This window comes from Myxococcus sp. CA039A, assembly GCF_013336645.1.
Classification (GTDB): domain Bacteria; phylum Myxococcota; class Myxococcia; order Myxococcales; family Myxococcaceae; genus Myxococcus; species Myxococcus llanfairpwllgwyngyllgogerychwyrndrobwllllantysiliogogogochensis.
On record NZ_JABUMQ010000182.1, the window covers coordinates 1 to 22,390 of the forward strand.

The 22,390-nt window shown below is 68.9% G+C and carries 20 protein-coding genes; 9 read left to right on the plus strand and 11 right to left on the minus strand.

The features are described from left to right. A partial coding sequence (locus HR086_RS27590; protein WP_174467119.1) for a phytase occupies nucleotides 1–1,093 on the minus strand: 1,093 nt, incomplete at its 3' end. Nucleotides 1,094–1,234: 141 nt separating this feature from the next. Between HR086_RS27590 and gmd the strand changes: the two genes are divergently transcribed. The 3 genes from gmd (at nucleotide 1,235) to HR086_RS27605 (ending at nucleotide 3,837) form a co-directional block, all read left to right on the plus strand. Continuing rightward, nucleotides 1,235–2,209, plus strand: coding sequence for a GDP-mannose 4,6-dehydratase (gmd, locus tag HR086_RS27595; RefSeq protein ID WP_141645572.1), 975 nt, complete (start codon nucleotides 1,235–1,237; stop codon nucleotides 2,207–2,209). Further along, the gene (locus tag HR086_RS27600) at nucleotides 2,210–3,148 is read left to right on the plus strand and encodes a GDP-mannose 4,6-dehydratase (protein ID WP_141645573.1); all 939 of its coding nucleotides are present in this window, start codon (nucleotides 2,210–2,212) and stop codon (nucleotides 3,146–3,148) included. Nucleotides 3,149–3,276: 128 nt separating this feature from the next. Next, the gene (locus HR086_RS27605) at nucleotides 3,277–3,837 is read left to right on the plus strand and encodes an NADAR family protein (RefSeq protein ID WP_174467120.1); all 561 of its coding nucleotides are present in this window, start codon (nucleotides 3,277–3,279) and stop codon (nucleotides 3,835–3,837) included. Here HR086_RS27605 and HR086_RS27610 read toward each other — a convergent pair. Genes HR086_RS27610 through HR086_RS27620 form a run of 3 tightly spaced genes read right to left on the minus strand, consistent with a single transcriptional unit; the run spans nucleotide 3,788 to nucleotide 6,228 of the window. Then, nucleotides 3,788–4,513: a hypothetical protein gene (locus HR086_RS27610; RefSeq protein ID WP_174453342.1), complete on the minus strand. Its 726-nt coding sequence runs from the start codon at nucleotides 4,511–4,513 to the stop codon at nucleotides 3,788–3,790. The two genes, HR086_RS27605 and HR086_RS27610, sit on opposite strands and share 50 nt — an antisense overlap. Before the next feature lie 25 nt (nucleotides 4,514–4,538). Continuing rightward, a complete protein-coding gene (locus HR086_RS27615; RefSeq protein WP_174467121.1) occupies nucleotides 4,539–5,069 on the minus strand; it encodes a hypothetical protein in 531 nt (176 codons plus the stop codon). Between the two features lie 55 nt (nucleotides 5,070–5,124). Further along, nucleotides 5,125–6,228, minus strand: a complete 1,104-nt coding sequence (locus HR086_RS27620) for a glycosyltransferase family 1 protein (protein ID WP_174467122.1) — start codon at nucleotides 6,226–6,228, stop codon at nucleotides 5,125–5,127. 29 nt (nucleotides 6,229–6,257) lie between these two features. Here HR086_RS27620 and HR086_RS27625 point away from each other — a divergent pair, with 29 nt between their 5' ends. The 4 genes from HR086_RS27625 (at nucleotide 6,258) to HR086_RS27640 (ending at nucleotide 14,615) form a co-directional block, all read left to right on the plus strand. Next, the gene (locus HR086_RS27625) at nucleotides 6,258–8,492 is read left to right on the plus strand and encodes a glycosyltransferase family 4 protein (RefSeq protein ID WP_174467123.1); all 2,235 of its coding nucleotides are present in this window, start codon (nucleotides 6,258–6,260) and stop codon (nucleotides 8,490–8,492) included. Beyond that, a complete protein-coding gene (locus HR086_RS27630) occupies nucleotides 8,489–9,331 on the plus strand; it encodes a hypothetical protein (protein ID WP_174467124.1) in 843 nt (280 codons plus the stop codon). Before HR086_RS27625 ends, HR086_RS27630 begins: the two co-directional genes overlap by 4 nt. A gap of 268 nt (nucleotides 9,332–9,599) precedes the next feature. Beyond that, complete coding sequence (locus HR086_RS27635; RefSeq protein WP_174461373.1) at nucleotides 9,600–10,430, plus strand: glycosyltransferase; 831 nt, start codon at nucleotides 9,600–9,602, stop codon at nucleotides 10,428–10,430. Nucleotides 10,431–10,835: 405 nt separating this feature from the next. After that, nucleotides 10,836–14,615, plus strand: a complete 3,780-nt coding sequence (locus tag HR086_RS27640) for an FAD-dependent oxidoreductase (protein WP_174467125.1) — start codon at nucleotides 10,836–10,838, stop codon at nucleotides 14,613–14,615. Between the two features lie 21 nt (nucleotides 14,616–14,636). Here the strand turns inward: HR086_RS27640 and HR086_RS27645 are convergent, their stop codons facing one another. Beyond that, nucleotides 14,637–15,311: a hypothetical protein gene (locus HR086_RS27645; RefSeq protein ID WP_174461375.1), complete on the minus strand. Its 675-nt coding sequence runs from the start codon at nucleotides 15,309–15,311 to the stop codon at nucleotides 14,637–14,639. 194 nt (nucleotides 15,312–15,505) lie between these two features. On the opposite strand from HR086_RS27645, the gene HR086_RS27650 reads away from it, so the two are divergent. Together HR086_RS27650 and cyaY are read left to right on the plus strand one after the other, a co-directional pair. Beyond that, a complete protein-coding gene (locus HR086_RS27650; protein ID WP_174453334.1) occupies nucleotides 15,506–16,003 on the plus strand; it encodes a histidine phosphatase family protein in 498 nt (165 codons plus the stop codon). Nucleotides 16,004–16,016: 13 nt separating this feature from the next. Continuing rightward, nucleotides 16,017–16,349 (plus strand): iron donor protein CyaY, encoded by a 333-nt coding sequence (gene cyaY, locus HR086_RS27655; protein WP_174461376.1) that lies wholly within the window; start codon nucleotides 16,017–16,019, stop codon nucleotides 16,347–16,349. Here cyaY and HR086_RS27660 read toward each other — a convergent pair. The 6 genes from HR086_RS27660 to HR086_RS27685 form a co-directional block, all read right to left on the minus strand. Beyond that, nucleotides 16,337–17,335, minus strand: coding sequence for a diguanylate cyclase (locus HR086_RS27660; protein WP_174453332.1), 999 nt, complete (start codon nucleotides 17,333–17,335; stop codon nucleotides 16,337–16,339). The two genes, cyaY and HR086_RS27660, sit on opposite strands and share 13 nt — an antisense overlap. Beyond that, nucleotides 17,335–17,892: a ribosome recycling factor gene (gene frr, locus HR086_RS27665; protein WP_141645586.1), complete on the minus strand. Its 558-nt coding sequence runs from the start codon at nucleotides 17,890–17,892 to the stop codon at nucleotides 17,335–17,337. Before frr ends, HR086_RS27660 begins: the two co-directional genes overlap by 1 nt. Before the next feature lie 43 nt (nucleotides 17,893–17,935). Then, nucleotides 17,936–18,688 (minus strand): UMP kinase, encoded by a 753-nt coding sequence (pyrH, locus tag HR086_RS27670; protein WP_141645587.1) that lies wholly within the window; start codon nucleotides 18,686–18,688, stop codon nucleotides 17,936–17,938. Between the two features lie 210 nt (nucleotides 18,689–18,898). Further along, nucleotides 18,899–19,549, minus strand: coding sequence for a translation elongation factor Ts (tsf, locus tag HR086_RS27675; protein WP_141645588.1), 651 nt, complete (start codon nucleotides 19,547–19,549; stop codon nucleotides 18,899–18,901). A gap of 158 nt (nucleotides 19,550–19,707) precedes the next feature. Next, entirely contained in the window at nucleotides 19,708–20,697 is a 990-nt protein-coding gene (gene rpsB / locus HR086_RS27680) for a 30S ribosomal protein S2 (RefSeq protein ID WP_141645589.1), read from the minus strand. 392 nt (nucleotides 20,698–21,089) lie between these two features. Continuing rightward, nucleotides 21,090–22,390: SEC-C metal-binding domain-containing protein (locus HR086_RS27685; RefSeq protein WP_174467126.1), on the minus strand; the 1,301-nt coding region annotated here is incomplete at its 5' end.

A 22,390-nucleotide genomic window follows, 5' to 3' on the forward strand; every position in this document is an offset into this window, starting at 1 on the left:
ACGGCCGGGTGTCCACGCGCAGCGGCGGCGTGAAGGCCGCGGCCACGGCCTCCCACCGCAGCAGCTTCAGGTTGTCCGTGCCGCCATTGTTGGAGTCCTGCGCGACGAAGAGTCCCTGGGGGAACTCCAGCCCCATCGGCAGCGCCGACACCGCCAGCGCGCGCGGCGCCTCCACCGCGTCGAGGCCTCCATCCCCCGCTGTCACACGGAACGAACCCAGGAAGGCATACGTGCGGCGATCCAACACGGCGAACGTGCCCGCGCCCGTGTCCGCCGCCAGCAGGTAACCCTCCGCGTTGGCCGCGCGGTACAGCGCCAGGCGGTTGACGGTGCTGGACAGGTTGCTGCCCGTCGCCGACAGGGACGCCACCAGGACGCGGCTGGTACCGCCGTTGGGCTCCGCGTTGTAGCGCCAGATGGCCTCGCCAGCCTGCACGACGTAGACGAAGCCCAGCTCCTCATCGGCGACCAGCCCGGTGATGGGGCCTCCCACGTCGATGGCCGGACGCACCAGCGTGGAGGACAACCCGCCATCCTCTCCGGACAACTCGAACTGCTGCAGGGAGCCGTCCGCGGTCCCCGCGAACACGAAGAAGCGACCGGTGCCGGGGCTGCGATAGAGCGCCACGGTGTTGAACGTCGTGCTGTTGGCGACGAACGGCCCCACGCCAATCCGCTGCACCCGATTCGTCGTCTGGAAACCATCCACGACGTAGGCCGACAACCCGACGACGGTGTTCGCCGTCACCGCCAGGGAACGCGTCGACGGCCCCAGCCGGAAGCCATCCCGGACCGCGACGCTCACCGTGGGTCCATCCTGCTCCTGCTCCAGTTGTTGACCATCCAACCCGAAGGTGGAGAGGCCGGAGTTCTGATTGTCATAGGCCGTGAGCAGCAGCCCGATGCCCGCATCCCCCTGCCCCGCGACGGGCGACCCTACCCAGACAGCGACGTCCTGGATGAGACCGCCTGTCGCGGCGGGCCCGGGCGTCGTCTCCCGGAAGGCGGGGACCTGCAAGGGTTGGGTGGATTGAGCGGAGGCAACGGAGCCGGCGACGACAGCCGCCAGGGCGAAGACGAGAGGGTGACGCATGACCAAGGCTCCAGGCAGGTGGGTCCTCCCTAACTTCGCACGAGGGGTGTGCCTTTCAAGTACGAAGCCAGAGGGAACGGTTGGCTCCGGGCAACCGCGTCAGGTACAAAGTGCGTCTTCCAGCCAACAGCGAAAAAGACCATGGCGACCAAGCGCGCACTCATTACTGGCATCACGGGGCAGGACGGCAGCTATCTGGCGGAGCTTCTTCTGTCGAAGGGCTACGAGGTGCACGGCATGGTGCGCCGCTCGTCGGAAGAGAAGTTCGAGCGCATCCAGCACCTGCACGGCAAGATTCAGCTCCACCAGGGAGACCTGCTGGACCAGTTCTCGCTCGCGGCGCTGCTCAATCTGGTCAAGCCGGACGAGGTCTACAACCTCGCGGCCCAGTCCTTCGTCCCCACCAGCTGGAACCAGCCGGTGCTCACCGGTGAGTTCACCGCGCTGGGCGTGACGAAGATGCTGGAGGCCATCCGCCACACGCGGCCCCAGGTGCGCTTCTACCAGGCGTCTTCGAGCGAGATGTTCGGCAAGGTGCTGGAGGTCCCCCAGACGGAGGACACGCCCTTCTATCCGCGCAGCCCGTACGGCGTGGCCAAGGCGTACGGCCACCACATCACCGTGAACTACCGGGAGTCCTTCGGCCTGTTCGCGGTGAGCGGCATCCTCTTCAACCACGAGTCTCCGCGCCGTGGCCTCGAGTTCGTCACGCGCAAAGTCACCTACAACGTGGCGCGCATCAAGCTGGGCCTCCAGGAGAAGCTGCCCATGGGCAACCTGGACGCCAAGCGCGACTGGGGCTTCGCGGGCGACTACGTGGAAGCCATGTGGCTGATGCTCCAGCAGGACCAGGCCGAGGACTACGTGGTGGCCACCAACGAGACGCACACGGTGCGCGAGCTGGTGGAGATCGCCTTCGGCCGCGTCGGGCTGGACTACCAGAAGTTCGTCTTCACCGACCCGGCCTTCGTGCGCCCGGCCGAGGTGGACCTGCTCATCGGCGACCCGGCGAAGGCCAAGGCCAAGCTGGGCTGGGAGCCGAAGGTGCGCTTCAAGCAGCTGGTGGAGATGATGGTCGACGCGGACCTGGAGCGCGTGAAGGCGGGGCAGCGGTAGATGCGGGTTCTCGTCACGGGAGCGGATGGGTTCGTCGGCAGGCATCTGTGCGCGCTTCTGCGCGCCGCCGGTGACGAGGTGGTTGAAGCGCACGGGCCTCGCGGTGAGGGCGTCAGCAGCAGCGCCCTGCACTTCGACGTGGCCAACGAGGCCGCGGTGAAAGCCGCCGTGGCCGAGGCGAAGCCGGACGGCGTCATCCACCTCGCGGGCTTCAGCTCGGTGGCCAAGAGCCACCACAACCCCTCGCGCGTGTTCGCGGTGAACACCATGGGGGTGGTGCATCTGTTGACGGCGCTGCGGGAGAACGCGCCGAAGACGCGCGTCGTCCTCGTGGGCTCGGGTGAGGTGTACGGCCCGGTGCCCGAAGGCACGCGCGCCACCGAGGACACCCCCGCGGTGCCCTTGAGCCCCTACGCGGCCTCCAAGTCCGCGGCGGAGCTGGCGGGTGTGCAGTTCCACCGCAGCTACGGGCTGGAAGTCATGATGGCCCGGCCCTTCAACCACCTGGGCGCAGGTCAGGACCCGACGTTCGTCGTGCCCTCCTTCGCCTCGCAGATTCGAGCGATTGGCCTGGGCACGGTGGACCCGGTGCTGCGCACCGGCAACCTGGACGCGGTGCGCGACTTCTCCCACGTGCGTGACGTGGTGGAGGCCTACCGGCTGCTGCTCGTGAAGGGCGAGCCCGGGCAGGCGTACAACATCTGCAGCGGCGAGGGGCGGACCATCCGCAGCCTGCTGGAGGAGATGCTGTCGCTCGCGGGCGTCAATGCGCGCATCGAGCTGGACCCCGCGCGCCTGCGTCCCTCCGACATCCCCAGCCTCATCGGGGCTCCGGACAAGCTGCGCGCGCTGGGATGGACGCCGAAGCTGACGGTGACGGACGCGCTGCGCGACGTGCTCGGCCCCAAGGTTCCGGGCGCCGCCCGAGCCCAGGGCTGAATCGCCCTGCACGGGAGGTGCCTCGCCTGGGGCGCCTCCCGTCCAGCGGCTGGCCGACCGCATGGCGCTTGTCAGGGCCTCGCGCCCCGAACGTTGGTGTACAATCAACACCAACCAGGAGGCTCGCGATGGCTGGCACTCAGCGGCAGGGCAGGTTCACCTTTTTCTGGAAAGAGGAGTCGCCCTTCTCGCAGTGGCACCGCTCCGGGTTCGTGGTGGACGGGGTCCACTACGGCTGCACGGAGCAGTACATGATGGCGGGCAAGGCGCGCGTCTTCGGTGACATGGAGGTGCTCGCCAGCATCCTGAAGACCTCGGCGCCCAAGGCGCAGAAGGAGCTGGGTCGCAAGGTGCGGAACTTCGATGCCGCCACGTGGGAGCGTGAGCGGGAGCGCGTCGTCCATGAGGGCAATCGCGCGAAGTTCACCCAGAACACCTCGCTGCTGGAGGCCCTGCTGGCCACGGCTGGTACGGAGCTGGTGGAAGCCAGTCCCATGGACCGCATCTGGGGTGTGGGGTTGAGCATGGACAATCCCAACATCCAGGACCCCTCCAAGTGGAGGGGACTGAATCTATTGGGCAAGGTGCTGACGCGCCTGCGTGAAGACCTCATCGCGGAGGGCATCACCGTGGCCTCCGTCAGCGCTTCACGTGCGTCCACGCATCCAGACGCCGCACCAGGGCGGTGAGCGTCCACAAGTCCGCGGGGTTGTCGGGGCGCACCGCGTCCAGGGCGCGCAGGAGAGGCGCCCTGGAGCGCTCCTCACCCCACTCGGACAACACGCGCAGCGCCATCAGCGAGGACTGACGCGAGAGCAGCTCCAGCAGCACCTCCACGACGCGAGGACTGCGCTCGTCAGCGAGGCGCTGCACCGCCTCGTGGCGCTCCTCCGGCGTCGAGGCCGGGTCCGCCAGGCGCTCCGCGAGCGCACGGAAGCGCGCCTCGGCCAGGACAGGGCGCGGGCCGGGCGTGTCCCAGTGCTCCACGGTGACGCTCGTGCGCCCGAAGGCGACCACCTCGCGGCGCACACCATCGTCACCGAACAGTCCCATCAGCCGCTCCGGCGCGGGGCGCCCTCCGACGAGCAGTTGCGCCGCGCGCTCCGACAGCTCCGACGAAGCGCCGAGCAGATGAACCCGCAGCACCGTGGCCTCCGCGTGGAAGCGGACTCCTGCGCGGACGCGCTCGGACTTGAGGAACACCTCCGCCATTCCGCCCGTGCGCACGTACCAGCGGTACTCCAGCCACACCGCGCTCGGCCGCAAGGCGAAGCGGTCATCCTCCGCCTCGACGAGCCGAGGGGCTCCTTCCTCCAGGCCGCTGAAGCTGCGCTCCAGTACGGCCAGGGCCTCCGATAGCTTCATGTCGCGTCCAGGTTCTCGATGGGGCTCAGAACGAGTAGCTCACCGGCGCGGACAGGCCGGGCAGAGCCAGTTCCACCGTGCCGGAGTCCTTGCCGGGCTGCGCGGCCCAGGCCTGGGAGACGGTGTTCAAGTCATACCGGAGCTCGGCGAACTTCATGGCCTTGCACCGGTCTCCGTTGGCGTCGTGAATCATCACCAAATTTGCCACGGGCGCAGCGCCAGACTTCTGCTGGAACGTGCCGTCCCAGGCCAGCGTGTACGAGTGCTCCGCGCAACCACCGCCGTGCGAGACGTTGAGCGTCAGGATGTTGCCGTCCACCCTCGCCCCCTCGATGTTGATGGGGTCCTTGGGTTGGGGGTTGGCCCTCACCAGGATGGGCAGCGCCTCGGGCGGCTTCGCCTCTTCACCGGGCGACGGGGCCCTGGCCTCCGCGTCGGGCGAGACCGCCACGTCCTGCTCCACCTGCGGCTCCGCGGGGTCCTGCTTCGCCGGAGCGCTGGCGCACCCGACCAGAAGACCGCTCAGCACGAGACCACTCCACACGAGCTTTCGCATCCGCATCCTCCACTCTCGATTCGCCGCCGAGGCTCCGACGGCGAGGCCCCAACCCTCAGCGTCGGAGCGCGGCCTCATACACCGCCAGCGTTCCTTCCGCCGTCCGTTCCCAGGTGAACTCCGCGGCCCGCGCCCGGCCCTTCTCGGCGAGGGCGCCGCGCTCTCCAGGTGAGCGCAGCAGCCGATGGATGGCCTCCGCGAGCCCCTCCGCGTCGTCCGGACTCACCGCCAGGGCCGCGCTGCCGCAGACCTCCGGGAGCGAGCCCGCCGTCGAGACGATGGCCGGAGTTCCCAGCCGCATCGCCTCCAGCGGGGGCAGGCCGAAGCCCTCGTAGCGCGAGGGGAACACGAACAAGGCCGCGCGCCGCATCAGCTCGTAGAACACCGGCTCGGACTGATAGCCCAGCGGGCGGATATCGAGCCCCTCCGAGCGCAGCCGTGCGATGCGCGACTCCACGCGCCCCGAGCCGAACCAACTCTGTCCCGCCAGCACGAGCGACGCGGGCCGCCCCTGCGCGTTCAGTCGCTCCATCGCGTCCAGCACCAGGTCCACGTTCTTGCGCACGTCGAGCGAGCCCGCGTAGAGGACGAAGTCCTTGGGCAGGGCGAGGGCGCGCAGGAAGTCCACGCTCGTCGCGTCCAGCACGGGCGCGTGGACATGGTCCACGCCGATGGGCACCACCACGGCGCGCGACTCCACTTCCGGGAAGCGCTCCAGCAGGTCCTGCCGCGTGCGCTCGCTGATGCACACCACCCGGTCGGCCAGCATCAAGCTGCGCGACAGCCACAACCGGAACTGCCAGCGGAACTTCGCCGAGACGGTGTCCGGCATGATGAGCGGAATCAGGTCCAGCACCGTGAGCACGTAGGCCGTGCCGGGTATCCGCGTCAGGGGGAGATTGAAGTTGCCCAGGGCGTGGTACAGCGCGGGCTTCGAGCGCTCCAGCACCCGAGGGAGCCGAGCGAGCGTCCAGGCGGTGCGGCCGCTGTCGCCCCTCGGATGGTCGCCCGAGCCCCGCGCGCCCAGCTTCTCCAACCGCACACCCTTGGCCTCCAGCGCGCCCGCGAGACAGCGGGTGTAGAGGCCGATTCCGGTGGTGGGCTCATCCCAGAGCGTCGCGTCGAAAGCGATGGGGCCGGTGGACACGGTGCGCCTCATACCACGCCCCTGTGATAGGCAGGGCGCGCATGGCGATTCACCAGCTGATAGCGAGCTTCGTGCCCGGCGACGCCACCGGGCAGGCCGCGTTGCACCTGCAGCTCCTCCTGCGCCGGCTGGGTGTGTGGGGCGGCCTGTACGCGGATGAAGTCGGCGCGGGGTTGGAGGGCCTGGCCAGTCCCGCCTCGACGTTGAAGCCGGAGCCTGGCGACCTGGTGCTCTATCACCACGGCATCGCCTCTCCGCTGAGCAGCCGGCTCATGCACCTGCCGTGTCGGCGCGGCCTCGTGTTCCACAACATCAGCCCCGCGCGCTTCTACTCGGGACTGTCGCTGGAGAACGCGCTGGTGGCCGGCCGCGCCCAGCTCGCGGCGATGGCGCCCTTCGTGGACGTGGCCATCGGCGTGTCGGACTACAACTCCGCCGAGCTGCGCGTCGCGGGCTACCGCAACGTCCACACGGTGCCGCTGCTCATCGAGCCGGAGCGCTTCGGTCCCGAGCGCGCGGACGCGAAGCTGCTGAGCAAGCTGTCGGGCCCCGGTCCCGTGTTGCTCGGCGTCAGCCGGGTGATGCCGCACAAGCGCTTCGAGGACCTCATCGCCCTGCACCGAGAGGTGCTGCGACTGCGCCCCCAGGCGCGCTTGTTGATGGTGGGCGGGTACGAGCCGGGCAGTCGCTACTTCCGCTCGCTGAAGCGCGAGGCGCGGGGCTTGAGCGGCGTGAGCTTCCTGGGCCGACTGAGCCACGCGGAGCTGGTGGCCGCGTACCGCTCCGCCTCCGTGTTCGTTTCGATGAGCGAGCACGAGGGCTTCGGCGTCCCGCTCATCGAGGCCATGGCGTCGGACGTGCCCGTGCTGGCGTACGCCGCCGCGGCGGTGCCGGAGACGCTGGGCGGCGCGGGCATCGCGTTCGACCAGAAGCGCTTCGCGTTCCTCGCGGAGCTGGCGGTGGACCTGAGCGAGGACCTGTCGCTTCGCGAGCCCGTCATCGCCGGTCAGCGACGCAGGCTGGAGCACTTCTCCGCCGCGTCCGTGCAGCGGGCGCTGTCGGATGCGCTGGGTTCGTCCCTGCCCGCGCCGCGTCCCCGTCGTGCGCCTCCGAAGCGGCCTCGCGTGGCGGTAGTCGTGCAGCGCTATGGCGAGGTGACGGGAGGCGCGGAGATGCTGGCCGCACAGGTGGCCGAGCGCCTCACGCCACACTGGGACCTGACGGTGCTGACCACGTGCGCGAAGAACCACCTCTCCTGGGAGAACGACTTCCCGGCGGGGCCGGACACGGTGCGCGGCGTGGACGTGCTGCGCTTCCCCGTGACGCGGGTGCGCAACATCCGAGGTTTCAACGGGCTGTCCCGAAAGCTCTTCGACAAGAGCAACGAGCGGCTGCGCGAGGAGCAGTGGATCGCCGAGCAGGGCCCGCTGGCTCCGGGGTTGCTGCGCCATCTGGCCGACACGCGAAACGCGTACGACGGTTACCTGTTCTTCACGTATCTCTACGCGCCGACGGTGTGGGGCATGCCCCTGGTGGCGGACCGCGCGCTGCTGGTGCCGACCACGCATGACGAAGCGCCCATCCGGTTCGATGCGTACCGTGACGTCTTCGAGCTTCCCCGCGCGCTGCTCTGCCTGACGCCGGAGGAGCTGACCATCATCGAGAAGTACTTCCCGGGCCATGCGAGGACTCGCGTGGTGGGCGTGGGCGTGGAGCGGCCGGCCGCCGATGGGGCTCGCTTCCGCGAGAAGCACGGCGTGCACCGCGACTACCTGCTCTACGTGGGCCGGCAAGAGCCGGGCAAGGGTGTGCCCGAGTTGCTCCAGTTCCACCAGGCCTTGAAGCAGCGGTACGCGGACGCGCCGGATCTGGTGCTCGCGGGTGACGCGCACATGCCGCTGGAGGGCGATGGCGTGCGCTATCTGGGACGCATCCCCGAGCAGGACAAGCACGACGCACTGGCCGGTGCCCTGGCGGTGGTGGTGCCCTCTCGCTACGAGAGCCTGTCGCTGCTCACGCTGGAGGCCTTCGCGCAGGGTACGCCGGTATTGGTGAACGGGCGCTCGGACGTGCTGGTGGGACAGGTTCAACGCAGTGGCGCGGGCCGCGCGTATACGGACCTGGATTCGTTCATCCAGGGACTGCGCGAAGTGGGCGAGGCGCGAAGCGCGCTGGGCGCGAGCGGTCTGGCGTACGTGAAGAAGCAAGGGTGGCCGCAGGTGGTGGCCGCCTATCGGGACGAGCTGCAACGCATCCTCGAGGAGAAGCATCGATGAAGCTGCTGGGACGCGACATTCCGGCGCGGGAGCTGCTGACCCGCATCGAAGAGCGCCTGCGAACGCGAGGCCTGCCCACTTCCGAAGCGGTGGAGGTGCCCGCCGAAGGCGTGGAGCCCCGAGTGGAGCCACTGACCTTCAACCTGCACGCGCTGGAAGAGAACGCCGACGCCACGCGCGCGCTGCCGCTGCAGACGCACCGGGGCGGCGTGGGTCAGCTCGTGGTGGTGGCCAAGTGGGCATTCCGCAAGTCGTGCCAGGTGTTCATCAACGAGGCCCTGGGTCGACAGCGCGTCTTCAACGGACACGTGCGCGACTCGTACGCCCAGCTCTCCGCCGAGGTCGTCCGCCTGCGCCGCGAGGTGGAGCAACTGCGCGCCCGTCAGGCCAGTGATTCGTCGAGCGCGATTCACGCACGGGCCGCCGAGCCCTCGCTGGAAGCACAGCGCTCCCCTTCTCCGCAGGTGACGAAGGAACCGGCGCGCACCGAACAGCCCCCGGCCGCGCGGCATGCACCCCGGCCGCGCGCCGAGAGTTCAACCGGCCCTGCTCGCCCCCAGGCGGAGCAGTCGCGACCGACGCCCCCCGTGCCGAAGGCGAGCCCCGCTGCGCGGAGCCACGGTGCGCGAGGTGCAGCTCACGACGCCGCGTCTCCGTCAACAGGCGCCGCGGCCGTACTCCCCAAGCCCCGGTCTCCCAAGAACGAGACGGAGCCTCGGCAGGTGCAGTCGCCCCCCACTCCGGCTGGCGTATCGGCGAAGAAGAAGCCGGCGTCCCCGCCCGAGAAGCACCCTCGTGGACCCAACACCTCCAAGCCGCGACGTCCGAAGCGGCGGTAGCAAGGGCGCCGACCCCTGCCGAGAACCCGGCGCGTCGGAAGCCTCTGGCCGTCGCTCCGCCCGGCAGGTCGACGACACGGTTGGGCACCTGCATCCCCACATCCGAACTTTCGAAAACGCAGGAGGCAGGCACGCCCCCTCGCCGATCGTGCCGTCAGGCCACCCAGCTCAGGGGAACAGCATCTGACGAGCACCCCACGCGCCGAGGCAGCGAGGGCCTCGCGCGCTCGCATTGACGCCCCTCCCCCACCGTGCTCAAACCCGGCGCGTGGAAGCGCCCTCCATCAGCGTCGTCATCCCCGCCTACAACGAGGGGCAGCGACTGCCTCGCTTCGTGGAGTCCCTCACCCGCGTCGCCCTGCTCCAGCCGACGCCCCGGGTGGAGTTCATCGTCGCGGATGATGGCAGCGCGCCAGAGCACGCCACGCTGCACCAAGCCAGCATCGAGGCGGCCCAGGCCCGACTGTCGGCCGCGAGTTCGCCCCACCGGTTCACGTATGTCGCCGCGCCCCGCAATGGCGGCAAGGGCTCCGCCATCCGCCTCGGCTGGCGCCACGCTTCTCCTGGAGCCACCTGGCTCGCCTTCCTGGACGCGGACGGGGCCATCAACGCCGAGGAGCTCTTCCGACTGGTGCGGCTGACCGACACTCCCGACGCCGAGGGCGTGGACGTGCTGGCGGGCTCCCGCATCCTCATGGCTGGCCGCCGCGTGGTGCGCAACCTCCACCGCCACCTCCAGGGCCGCATCTTCGCCACCCTGACGGACCTGCACTTCGGCCTGCGCTTCTACGACACGCAATGCGGCGTGAAGCTCATGAGAGCCTCGGTGCTGCGCCCGCTGCTGGACGTGCTGCGCGAGGAGCGCTGGCTGCTCGACGTGGAGCTCCTGGCCCTGCTCCAGCGACAGGGGGCCCGCTGTCTCGAGGTCCCCATCGACTGGGAGGACTTCGGTGGCTCCAAGGTCATCCCCGGCCTGGACGCGGCCCGCATGTTCTGGGGGCTGTTCAAGCTCCGCCGCCGCCTGGAGCACGTCGCCCTGCCCGCTCCCGGGCAAGGAAGGGCGCTACCCACCTCGCTGCCGGGTATCGATACCCGGTGACAGCGGCAGCGCCGTGGACCGGCGCGTCACCCACTTGTCTCCCGCGACACGGCGAAGGGCCCCCTTCCTCGCCAGGTGAGCGGTCGACAGGGCGTCAGGGGCCGCCTCCGAGTGCTGCTCCAGAGGAAATCCAGGCGGGTCGGCACACAGCCGCCCCCCTGTGCGGGCACCTCAACACATGGCGCGGTGTGCCGTCGCACCCCGGGACGGAGCTTCTGCCCCCGGGGCCCGGGCCGACAGGGAGGCCGGCGTCGGGCTCCCGCATTACAACTCCAGCAGAGCCACTCCCTCCCATCGCCTGCTTTCACGCGGCGTCGCGAGGCCGCTTGCTTTCCGGGCGGCTCACCGCGAAATAGGCCCCGCACGCGAGCCGTTGCTCCGGGTTCCTCCTACACCTTCAGTGATATGCGCGCCCTGACCGACCTGCCCTCCGACCCTGGCCCCTCCCTTCAACTGGGTCTGCCGGGCTTCACCTTCGAAGACCTCTACCGCCCGCGCGGACTGCGCCGGCTGGCCAAGAGCTTCGACGCGCAGCTCGCCGAGGACGAGCCCGAGCTCTTCAAGGCCTTCGACGCCTACCGTCAGTCCGGCGGTACCAGCCTCACCGGCCCCGCCGAGTCGGACCTGTTGGTGCGGGTGGCCCGGCACACGTCGCGCTTCGTCTCCCGACTCTTCCGAGTCGACCAGGAGCTGGAGCGGCAGATGGGCCAGTTGAAGGGAGAGCTGCCCCTCTTCGACTTCAAGCGCGAGTTCATCACCCGCCGCGTCTTCAAGAAGGGCGCGCCGGACCGTCCGGCGCTGGCCGAGTTCCCGTCGCTGGATGGGCGCATGCGGCTGCTGCTCCAGCTCGGCTTCCCGGAGGCGCTCTCCCTGGGCGACTTCGAGCGCGGCCTCGCCGAGTCCGTCCTCACGCTCATGGAACTGGAGCGGCTGTTCTCCGGCAACCTGCCCGCGGCGGAGCAGGCGAAGGCGGAGGCCCTGCGCGCCCGCTGGTCGGCGCTGCGCACCTCGCTGACGGCCACACCGGAGGGCCGAGAGGCCTTCGGCTCCAGCCTCGTCACCCAGGGCGATGATGCCGCGGAGCTGCAGTCCGTCCGCGCGCTGCTGTCGCTGGCGGACCGCTGGACGTACGCGCGCGCGCTGCACCCGGAGACCAAGGAGCAGTTCCACACCTGGCCCACCCACCGCGTGCCCAAGCCGCTGGTGTTCGACCAGCTCGTGCAGCTCCAGCGCCCGGACGCCGCGCTTCCCGAGGCCACCGAGGGCCTGGCGCACCACCTCCGCCACCGCGACGGCTTCAAGCTCACCGACCGCCGAGGCACCGCGCGCGATGTGATGAACGAGGTGGACTACTGCGTGCTCTGCCACGAGCGCCAGAAGGACTCCTGCTCCAAGGGCTTCCCCGCGAAGGACAAGGTCGCCGAGGGCCACAGCTACAAGAAGAACCCGCTGGGCATCCCCCTCACGGGCTGTCCGCTCGACGAGCGCATCTCCGAGGCGCACCTGCTCAAGCGCGAGGGCAACTCGCTCGCGGCGCTGGCGGTCATCACGCTCGACAACCCGATGTGCCCCGGCACCGGCCACCGCATCTGCAATGACTGCATGAAGGCGTGCATCTTCCAGAAGCAGGAGCCGGTGAACATCCCGCTGGCGGAGACGGCCGCGCTGACGGACGTGCTGGACCTGCCCTGGGGCTTTGAAATCTACGGGCTGCTCACGCGCTGGAACCCGCTCAACATCCGCCGTCCGTACGCGCTGCCCTACGTGGGTCGCAACGTGCTGGTGGTAGGCCTGGGGCCCGCCGGCTACACGCTGTCGCACTACCTGCTCAACGAGGGCTTCGGCGTCACGGGCATGGACGGCCTGAAGATTGAACCGTTCTCCGACGAGCTGGCCGGCCGCAATGGCCACGCCCTCAAGCCCATCCGCGACTGGCGTTCGCTCACGCGCGAATTGGATGAGCGCGTGCTGGAGGGCTTCGGCGGCGTGTCCGAGTACGGAATCACCGTGCGTTGGGACAAGAACTTCCTCACGCTCATCCACCTGACGCTGGCGCGGCGGGACGGCTTCCGCATCCACGGTGGCGTGCGCTTCGGTGGCACGCTCACCATCGAGGACGCGTGGGAGCTGGGCTTCGACCACATCGCCATCGCCGCGGGCGCCGGACGTCCCACCATCATCGGGATGAAGAACAACCTCATCCGGGGCATCCGCAAGGCGAGCGACTTCCTCATGGCGCTCCAGCTCACGGGCGCCTTCAAGAAGGACTCGCTGGCGAACCTCCAGGTGCAGTTGCCCGCCATCGTCATCGGCGGCGGCCTCACCGGCGTCGACACCGCCACGGAGCTGATGGCGTACTACCCGGTGCAGGTGGAGAAGGCGCTCGCCCGCCACGAGAAGCTCTCCGCGGAGCTGGGCGACGAGGCCATCCTCGCGAAGCTGGACGCCGAGGAGCGCGCCACCTACCAGACCTTCCTGGAGCACGGCCGCGCGGTGCGCGCCGAGCGCGAGCAGGCGAAGGCGGAGGGCCGCACGCCGGACTTCATCAAGCTGGTGCGAGCGTGGGGCGGCGTCAGCCTGGCCTACCGCCGCGGCCTCACCGAGTCCCCCGCCTACCGCCTCAACCACGAGGAAGTGTCCAAGGCGCTGGAGGAGGGCATCCGCTTCATCGAGCGCATGAGCCCGGTGGAGGCGCTGCAGGACGAGACGGGCGCGGTGCGAGCGCTGCGCTTCGAGCGCATGGTGACGGTGGACGGCAAGCTCAAGGGCAGCGGCCAGTTCTTCGAGCTACCCGCGCGCACCGTGTGCGTGGCCGCCGGCACCTCGCCCAACGTCACGTACGAGCGCGAGTACCCGGGCACCTTCAAGCTCGACGAGGGCGGCGACTACTTCCAGGGCTACTCCCTGGTGGACGGTGAGCAGGGCTTCACGCTGGAGCCCGTGGAGGCCAGCGAGGACCTGGACTCCAAGGTGGGCTTCTTCACGTCGTATGCGAAGGACGGGCGCTTCATCTCCTTCTACGGAGACAACCACCCGACGTACGCGGGCAACGTGGTGAAGGCCATGGCCAGCGCGAAGGATGGCTACTCGGAAGTGGCGCGCCTGTACGCGAAGGAAGTGGCGTCGCTCGACTTCGACGACGAGGTCGCCCAGGCCCGTCGCGAGGAACTGCGCGCCGCGCACTTCGCGAAGCTGGACGCCGCGTTCAACGCCACCGTGGTGTCCGTCACCCGCCTGACGCCGACGATTGTGGAGGTGGTGGTGAAGGCGCCCTTCGCGGCCAGCCACTTCCAGCCCGGCCAGTTCTACCGGCTCCAGAACTTCGAGCGGAACGCGCCCGTCGTCGACGGCATGCGCCTCACCATGGAGGGCCTGGCCCTCACCGGCGCGTGGGTGGACAAGGAGAAGGGACTGATGGGCACCATCGTCCTGGAGATGGGCTCCTCGTCGCGCCTGTGCTCCGCGCTCACCCCGGGCGAGTCCGTGGTGCTGATGGGCCCCACCGGCGCGCCCACCGAGATTGCCCACAACGAGACGGTGGTGCTCGTCGGCGGTGGCCTGGGCAACGCGGTGCTCTTCTCCATCGCCCGCTCGCTCAAGGCGGCGGGTTGCCGCGTCGTCTACTTCGCCGCCTACCGCCTCAAGTCGGACTCCTTCAAGCACGACGAAATCGAGGCCGGCACGGACCAGATTGTGTGGTCCGTGGACAGCGGCGACTTGATTGAGCCGCGCCGTCCGCAGGACGCCGCCTTCCGGGGCAACGTGGTGCAGGCGATGGTGGCGTACGCCGAGGGCAAGCTCGCCACGCCCGGCCTCATCCCGCTGTCGGAAGTGGACCGCATCATCGCCATCGGCTCGGACCGGATGATGCGCGCGGTGGCCGAGGCCCGGCACAAGGTGCTCCAGCCGTACCTGAAGCCGGACCACGAGGCCATCGGCTCCATCAACTCGCCGATGCAGTGCATGATGAAGGAGATCTGCGCCCAGTGCCTCCAGCGGCACGTGGACCCGCGCACCGGCAAGGAGACGTGGGTGTTCTCCTGCTACAACCAGGACCAGCGGCTGGACCAGGTGGACTTCGTCAACCTGAACCAGCGCCTGCGCGGCAACACGGTGATGGAGAAGGTCGCCGACCTCTACCTGGCGCAGCTGCTCAAGAAGGCACCGCACCTCAAGCGCGTCTGAGGTGCACGCCTTCCCGGGTCTTCATCGACGCGTGCCGGTGAAGACCCGCAGCATCTCCTGGTAGTTCTTCATCAGCTCGTCCTCGCGCGTGAGGACCACGTCCACGTTGGCGTCGCCGTACTCACGCCGCACATCCGTCAGCTTCTGGAACGACTCCACCTGGTGGCGCATGGAGGCCACCTGCGCCGCCAGCTCCTGACGCTGCTCGGGCGGCAGCTTCTCCTGGAGTTCCTCCAGCTTCCGAAGCTCCTCCTCGTACTGGAGCGTGCGCCCCAGCTGCCGTTGACTGATGACGGCCGTGACGACTTCGGCCAGGCCGTTGACGTCACTCACGCTCAGCCCCGCCTGCGTGCGCGCCTCCGACTCCGCCTTGGCCTTCGCCTCCACCACCTTGAGGCCCGCGCGGACTTCCGCCATCGCCTCCGGAGTGCCCGCGTCCACCAGCGCGCCCAACCCCTGGAGTCCCTTCACCTGGGAGCCGTACACCTCCAGCATCCGCCGCTGGTAGGCCACGTAGGCGGTCAGCTTCTCGGGCGTCACCACATAGGGCCCCGCGCCGGTCGCCTCCTCGGCCACCAGGCCGGCGGCGCCACCACCACCATCCGCCACCCCGGGTGCATCGCTACCCGTGGCCCCATCCTTCTTACAGCCCGAGAAGGCCAACAACCCCGCCAGGACCCACAGCGCCTTGCGCATCCAGACTCCTTCCAGAGAGACACGGCACGTCAGTCCCCGCGTGTATGCTGCGCGGACGCGTGCGGAGGAGGGCGGCCAACTCCTGTCTGTCATGCCGAGGTTGTTGCGGCCACTGAACAATCGCCGCATTACCTTTGACCAACCCGGCTGCGGTCATGTACGAACCGCGGTCCTGTCGTACCGGTGGAGGGACTTTGAGGATTTTCCTGGTTAGGCACGGCGATGCGGACGCTGAGATCCCCGAGGGTCTCGGTGACGAGGCGCGCGCGCTCACAGCGAAGGCTCGGGCGAACACCGCCGCGCACTTCGCATCGTTGTCCGAGCGCATGGGCCCCATCGGCCTCATCCTGACCAGCCCGCTGGTTCGCACGGTCCAGACGTCGCAGATTCTGTCCTTCGTGACGAAACACGAAGGGCTGCTGCGGGCGCATCGCTGCCTGTTGCCGGACATGCCGGTGGGCGCGGTGGAGCCGGTGCTGGCCGAGCACGCGGATGAGAACCTCGTCCTGGTCGGCCACCAGCCGTCCATGGGCGCCCTGGCGGCGCACCTGACGGGGATGCAGTCCTTCCCCAAGTCCGTTCACCCGGGCACCGTCATCGCCCTGGAGCGCGTCGAGAGCGAGACGTCGCCGCACTTCAAGTTCCTGTTCTACGCGGCCCCTGGCCAGCAGGTGCTTGACGTCATTCAGTGAGGCCCGTGCGGCCATGATGGAAGAAGCCCGCTACAACCAGCTCGTGGCCATCGTCTTCAAGCGGATGCTTGCCGCCGCGGACGCCATTGATCCAGACCTCCTGGAGGCGGAGAGCACGGGTGACATGCTCACCCTCACCGCCCGCTCCCGGGAGAAGTGCATCGTCAACACCCAGCGCGCCGTGAAGCAGATCTGGGTGGCGGGACGAGGCCAGGGCATCCACTTCAACTACGACGAAGCCAGCGGCACCTGGCAGGACGACAAGGCGCGCGGCCTGGAGTTGTTCCGCTTCGTCGCCGACGTCGTTCACGACATCAGCGACGTGGACTTCATCTACCCGTCCTGAGTGCGGCTGGCGGCGTCGCTGGCCACTTCCACCCAGTCACCACCCGCCGCCTGCGCGCGTCGCAGCGCGTCTCCCGCGTCCTTCAGCAGACCGCCGAAGCTGACCTGCTGGCCCGTGGCGCCCGGCGGCGCGCTCTTGTTGCCGGCGGGAGGCTCCGACACCGCCACGCCCACGGATGCGGTGCCCGCGGGCAGGGATTGCACGGCCTTCAGCTTCTCTCGCAGGCGCTCGGCCACCACCCGCGCGCCCGAGCGGGGCGTGTGTGGCAGGAAGACGACGAAGCGGCTGTCCGCGAAGGGCACGGCCACGTCGATGTCGCGCACGCCCTCCACCAGCAGGCCCAGCGTCTCCGCCAGTGCGCCCCGCCTCGCGGTGGGTGACAGCGCCGCGGACCGCTCCGTGAAGCGGTCCACCTCCACCATCAGCAGGGCGATGGGATAGCGGTAGCGACGGCTGCGCTTCACCTCCATCAGCATCAGCCGCTTGAGGAACTCGAAGTCCGCCGACGTGCCGCCCGTGGATGGAGCCGGCTCCGGACGGGTGACGCGCCGGGCCTCGGGCTCCACCAACGGAGCCGGGGCAGGAGGCGGCACCGGAACGGAAGGCACCACGGCGGTGCGCCGGGCCTCCTCTCGCTGCAGCAGCAGCGAGACACACGTCAGGACGGTGCCGCGTTTGAGGGGGCCCACCAGACTGCCATCCGCACCGGCCTGGGCGGCACGCTCGTCGGCCTGCTCCTCGTCCGGCGGGTACACCAGCAGCACCGGCACGTGGAGCCCCTGGGCACGCAGGCTCCGGCACAGCGCCTCTCCATCCAGCGGCCCCAGCCCCGAAGCCAGGACCACCGAGGGCGGCCGCTCTCGCGAGGCGCGTTGAGCCTCGTCGGCGCTGGCCACCCAACTCACTTCGTGGCCGGCTCCCTCGAGGAACCGGCGCAAGACACCCGCCACCGGAGCGGCGGGTTCGGCCAGGAGCACGAAGGCCATCAGACCTCCATGACCTCCTTCTCCTTCTTCTTGATGATCTCATCCACCTGGGCCACGCCGCCGTCGGTCTCCTTCTGGACCTTCTCGGAGATGCGCTTGTGGTCGTCCTCGGTGATCTTCTTGTCCTTCAACTGCACCTTGAGCGCCTCGTTGGCGTCACGGCGGATGTTGCGGATGGCGACCTTGTGGTCCTCACCCTTCGTCTTCACCTGCTTGGCGATGTCCTTGCGGCGCTCCTCGGTGAGCGGCGGGAAGGGCAGGCGAATCATCTCCCCATCATTCATCGGGTTGATGCCGAGGTTGGCCTCGCGAAGGGCCTTCTCGATTTCCTTCAGGACAGTCTTTTCCCACGGCTTGATGATGATGAGCCGGGGCTCCGGGGCGCTGACGCTGGCCACGCCGGACAGCGGGGTGGGCGTGCCGTAGTAGTCCACCCGGATGTTGTCGAGGATGGCGGTGCTGGCGCGCCCGGTGCGCACCTTGGTCAGCTCCCGCTTGAGGTCCTCGAGGGACTTGTCGATACGGCCCTTCAATTCGACGACGATGTCACCGCTCATATGCGAGCTCTCCTTGAACACGAGTCGGGATGAATGCGAGCGGTCAGGCCCAGACCGTCTCGCTGCCGCCCACGACGGTACCAATCTCTCCGCCCCCCAGCACCGCGCGCTGGATGTTTCCCGGCACGGTGAGGTCGAAGACGATGATGGGCAGCTTGTTGTCCATGCACAGCGAGATGGCCGTGGAGTCCATCACGTTGAGGTTCTGCTTCAACACGTCCATGTACGTCAGCGAGCGGTAGCGGCGCGCCGTCGGGTCCTTCTTCGGATCCGCGTTGTAGATGCCGTCCACCTTCGTCGCCTTGAGGATGACCTGGGCGTTGATTTCCATGGCGCGCAGCGACGCGGCCGTGTCCGTCGTGAAGTACGGATTGCCCGTGCCCGCCGCGAAAATCACCACCCGCCCCTTCTCCAGGTGGCGCACCGCGCGCCGGCGGATGTAGGGCTCGGCGATCTGCTCCATCTTGATGGCCGACAGCACGCGCGTGTGCATGCCCTTCTTCTCCAGCGCGTCCTGCATGGCCATGGAGTTGATGCATGTGGCCAGCATCCCCATGTAGTCGGCACTGGCCCGGTCCATCCCCTCCGTCGCGCCCGCCACGCCGCGGAAGATGTTGCCTCCGCCAATGACGAGGGCCACCTCCACGCCAGCCGCCGCCAGCTTGATGACCTCGTCCGCGATGCCACTGAGGGTGGGTGGGTGGATGCCGTACTTCCCTTCTCCCATCAGGGCCTCACCCGAGAGCTTGAGGAGGATGCGCTTGAAGCGGAGCGGTTGGGTCGTGTCGGAGGACATGCGCGTCCGCTTCTATCCCCCGTCTGGCGCCATATCAACGCCCGAGTCGGACACCCCTGCTCACACCGTCAGCTGCCAATCGCCTGGAGGGGCTGGAAAGGCCCGCAAAGGCGAGGGCCGCGTCCCCCGCCCCCATCAGGGTACGGAGCGCGCGGCCCTCAGGGCCCTGCTCGAACCATTTCACGGCCCCCGAAAGGGCCGCGAGGGGGCTCAGCCCTGCAGCGTCTTGGCGACTTCGGCGGCGAGGTCGTCCTTCTTCTTCTCGATGCCCTCACCCACCTCGAAGCGGACGAAGCGGCGCACGGAGACCTTCTCGCCAATCTTCGCGGCGCGCTCGGTGATCATGTCACCGACCTTCTTCTTGTCGTCCTTCACCCAGAGCTGGTCCACGAGGCAGACCTGCTCGTAGTACTTCTCCATCTTCCCGACGAGGATCTTGTCCAGCATCGCCTCGGGCTTGCCCTGCTGCTTGAGCAGGTCGCGCTGAATCTCGCGCTCCTTCTCCATGTTGTCCGTGGGGACTTCCTCGCGACGGACGAACTTGGGGCCGGTCGCGGCGATCTGCATCGCCACTTCCTTCACCAGGTCCTGGAAGTCAGGGTTGCGAGCGACGAAGTCCGTCTCGCAGTTGACCTCCACCAGCACGCCGATGCGGCCGCCGTGGACGTACGTGCCGACGAGGCCCTCGGCCGCGACGCGACCTTCCTTGCCCGCCGCCTTGGAGATGCCCTTCTTGCGCAGCCACTCCTCGGCCTTCGCGAAGTCGCCGCCCGTCTCCGTGAGCGCCTTCTTGCAGTCCATCATGGGCGCGCTGGTCCGCTCGCGCAGGTCCTTCACCATCTGGGCCGTGATTTCGGCCATGTTCGTCTCCTGTCTCCACCGTCACGAGGGCGCCAGGCGCCGGGCGGAGCATCCGGTTTCAAGGGATACGGCTACAGCGAAAAACAAGGACGGCCGGGTCGCAGGCATTCTGATGCGCCACCCGGCCGCCACGAACACTGGAGTACAGCGAGAGGCGACTACTCCTTCGCCGCCTCGCCACCCTCGGCCGCCGCGGGCTGCTCGGCCGCGGGCTGCTCGGCCACGGCCGGCGCGCCCTTCATCTCCACGAGAGGACCCCGGCGCTCGCCGCCACGGTCGCCACCACCGCGGTGGTCGCCACCCCGGCGATCCCGGTTGTCACGGCGCGGGCCACGGCGGTCGTCGCGGTCACGGCGGTCATCACGGCCCTCGCGCTCCTCCTGCTCGTCGCGCTCCGCCGCGCCGGAGGCGCGGTAACGGGCGGCGCCCTCGATGCAGGCCTCGGCGATCTTCGACGTGAAGAGCTTGATGGAGCGGATGGCGTCGTCGTTGCCGGGAATCACGAAGTCGATGCCGTCGGGATCGCAGTTCGTGTCGACCAGGCCAATCACGGGGATGCCCAGGCGGGTCGACTCGTGGATGGCGATGTGCTCCTTCTTCGGGTCGATGATGAAGACGCAGCGGGGCAGCTTCGACATCTCCTTCACGCCGCCCAGGTTCTTCTCGAGCTTCTCGCGCTCGCGCTCCAGCGAGGCGACTTCCTTCTTGGGCAGGCGCTCGAACGTCCCATCCTCGGCCATCTTCTCCAGCGTCTTCAGCCGGTCGATGCCCTGCTTGATGGTCTTGAAGTTGGTCAGCGTGCCACCCAGCCAGCGGCTGGTGACGAAGTACTGACCGGCGCGCGCGGCCTCCTCGCGGATGACGTCCTGCGCCTGCTTCTTGGTGCCGACGAAGAGCACCGTGCCGCCACGGGCCGTCACGTCCGCCACGAAGCGGAACGCCGAGCGGGCCATGGAGACCGTCTTCTGCAGGTCGATGATGTAGATGCCGTTGCGGGCACCGAAGATGTAGGGCTTCATCTTCGGGTTCCAGCGCTTCGTCTGGTGGCCGAAGTGGACGCCGGCCTCCAGGAGCTGCCGCATCGTGATGCCGCCGGCGGCGGCCATGGCCTGCTGCTGCGTCTGCGTTTCCTGCGTGTCGATCGACATGGTGTTTCTCCGGTTATTCCGCCACACCCGGGTGTTGCTCCGGCCGTGACTGCCGGGAGCGAGGGCCCTCCTTTCGGAGAAGTCCTCCACTCACGGGAGCACCGGCGACCGGCACGGGCGTGTGTGAAGTGGGTACGACTCGGGGTCAACACCCCCGGCCCCAGACTACGAGGCGGGGGGTCCTTAACAGAACCCTTCCCGGCGGCGCAAGCTTCGCTTCACCGCCCGTGGCGGGAAGAAGGCTCGTGCTCGCCTCCCTGCCCTCCTGGCCCCCTTTCCAGGGCCCCAGGGACGGGCCGAGCGCCAGAAAGAGGACCGGCGCGGCCCGCCGTCCGACAACCCCGGACGGCGCCGCGCCGGCGCCCTACTTCTGACATCCCGCGACGAGGCGCCTAGACGCTGGCTTCCGCCGCGCCGTGGCACTTCTTGTACTTGCGACCGCTGCCGCAGGGGCAGGGGTCATTGCGGCCCACGCGGGGGCCCTGCTGGGCGGCCGGCGTACGGGCCGCCGCGGCCACGGAGGCCTCGTCCAGCTTGCCCTCCGCCGTGCCACGGCCTTCCACCGCCTTGCGCTGCTGCTGGGCCAGCTGGCGCTGGATGCGGACGGCCTCTTCCTCCGCGCTGGTGGCGGAGCGGGGCTGCACGCGCATGAGTTGCGAGACGAACTGCGCCTTGATGGCGGACAGGGTCTGGATGAAGCCCTGGTAGCCCTCGCGCTTGTACTCCTGCTTCGGGTCCTTCTGGCCGTAGCCACGCAGGCCGATGCCCTGGCGCAGGTGGTCCATGCCCAGCAGGTGCTCCTTCCAGAGCCGGTCGATGGTCGCCAGGTAGTTGTACTGGAGGAAGCGCAGGAAGTTCTCGCCGAACTCCTCGTCGCGCGTGCGGAAGACCTTCTCCGCCGCCTTGTAGATGTGGTCCTGGAGTTCGTCGCGGTTGCCCACGCCCTCGAAGCCCATCTCCAGGTCGAACGTCTCCTTCACGTTCTTCGACAAGGCGTCCAGGTCCCACCCGTCCGAGCCCTTGGTGGGCGCGTACGTGTCCACGGTGGAGACGATGACGTCCTCCAGCGCGTCCAGGACCATCTCCTTGAAGTCCGCCCAGCTCACCATCCGCTCGGAGCGGCTCTTCACGCGCGTCTTCGGGTCCTCGGTGAACTCCACCAGGGGCACGCCCGCGCCCGCGGCCAGCACCTGACGACGCAGCTTGTAGATGGTGCGCCGCTGCTGGTTCATCACGTCGTCGTACTCGAGCAGGTTCTTGCGGATGTCGAAGTTGTGTCCCTCGACACGCTTCTGGGCCCCTTCAATCGCGCGGGACAGCCAGATGTGCTCGATGACCTCGCCCTCCTCCATGCCCAGCCGCTCCATGAGTCCCTGGATGCGCTCCGAGCCGAAGATGCGCATCAGGTCATCCTCGAGCGAGAGGAAGAACCGGCTGGCGCCCGGGTCACCCTGGCGACCGGCGCGGCCGCGCAGCTGGTTGTCCACGCGGCGCGACTCGTGGCGCTCGGTGCCGATGATGAACAGGCCGCCGGCCGCCATCACCTCCTCGCGCTCCTGCTTCGTCTCCGTCTCCAGCCGGGCCTGGGCGGCGACGAGCCGCTGCTCCCAGTCCGCCAGCTCCTGCTGGTAGGCGACCATCGGGTCCACCTGCGGCGCGGCGCCATCCACCGGGGGCGGCAGCGGCGCGGGGG

What these genes read in the sequence shown, in the direction of transcription:
- cyaY (WP_174461376.1), top strand. Translation starts at nt 16,017, where the DNA reads ATGATGGAAGAAGCCCGCTACAACCAGCTCGTGGCCATCGTCTTCAAG.
- HR086_RS27620 (WP_174467122.1), bottom strand. Translation starts at nt 6,228, where the DNA reads ATGAGGCGCACCGTGTCCACCGGCCCCATCGCTTTCGACGCGACGCTC.
- HR086_RS27600 (WP_141645573.1), top strand. Translation starts at nt 2,210, where the DNA reads ATGCGGGTTCTCGTCACGGGAGCGGATGGGTTCGTCGGCAGGCATCTG.
- HR086_RS27645 (WP_174461375.1), bottom strand. Translation starts at nt 15,311, where the DNA reads ATGCGCAAGGCGCTGTGGGTCCTGGCGGGGTTGTTGGCCTTCTCGGGC.
- frr (WP_141645586.1), bottom strand. Translation starts at nt 17,892, where the DNA reads ATGAGCGGTGACATCGTCGTCGAATTGAAGGGCCGTATCGACAAGTCC.
- gmd (WP_141645572.1), top strand. Translation starts at nt 1,235, where the DNA reads ATGGCGACCAAGCGCGCACTCATTACTGGCATCACGGGGCAGGACGGC.
- HR086_RS27630 (WP_174467124.1), top strand. Translation starts at nt 8,489, where the DNA reads ATGAAGCTGCTGGGACGCGACATTCCGGCGCGGGAGCTGCTGACCCGC.
- HR086_RS27610 (WP_174453342.1), bottom strand. Translation starts at nt 4,513, where the DNA reads ATGAAGCTATCGGAGGCCCTGGCCGTACTGGAGCGCAGCTTCAGCGGC.
- HR086_RS27615 (WP_174467121.1), bottom strand. Translation starts at nt 5,069, where the DNA reads ATGCGAAAGCTCGTGTGGAGTGGTCTCGTGCTGAGCGGTCTTCTGGTC.
- HR086_RS27660 (WP_174453332.1), bottom strand. Translation starts at nt 17,335, where the DNA reads ATGGCCTTCGTGCTCCTGGCCGAACCCGCCGCTCCGGTGGCGGGTGTC.
- HR086_RS27605 (WP_174467120.1), top strand. Translation starts at nt 3,277, where the DNA reads ATGGCTGGCACTCAGCGGCAGGGCAGGTTCACCTTTTTCTGGAAAGAG.
- pyrH (WP_141645587.1), bottom strand. Translation starts at nt 18,688, where the DNA reads ATGTCCTCCGACACGACCCAACCGCTCCGCTTCAAGCGCATCCTCCTC.
- HR086_RS27640 (WP_174467125.1), top strand. Translation starts at nt 10,836, where the DNA reads ATGCGCGCCCTGACCGACCTGCCCTCCGACCCTGGCCCCTCCCTTCAA.
- HR086_RS27625 (WP_174467123.1), top strand. Translation starts at nt 6,258, where the DNA reads ATGGCGATTCACCAGCTGATAGCGAGCTTCGTGCCCGGCGACGCCACC.
- rpsB (WP_141645589.1), bottom strand. Translation starts at nt 20,697, where the DNA reads ATGTCGATCGACACGCAGGAAACGCAGACGCAGCAGCAGGCCATGGCC.
- tsf (WP_141645588.1), bottom strand. Translation starts at nt 19,549, where the DNA reads ATGGCCGAAATCACGGCCCAGATGGTGAAGGACCTGCGCGAGCGGACC.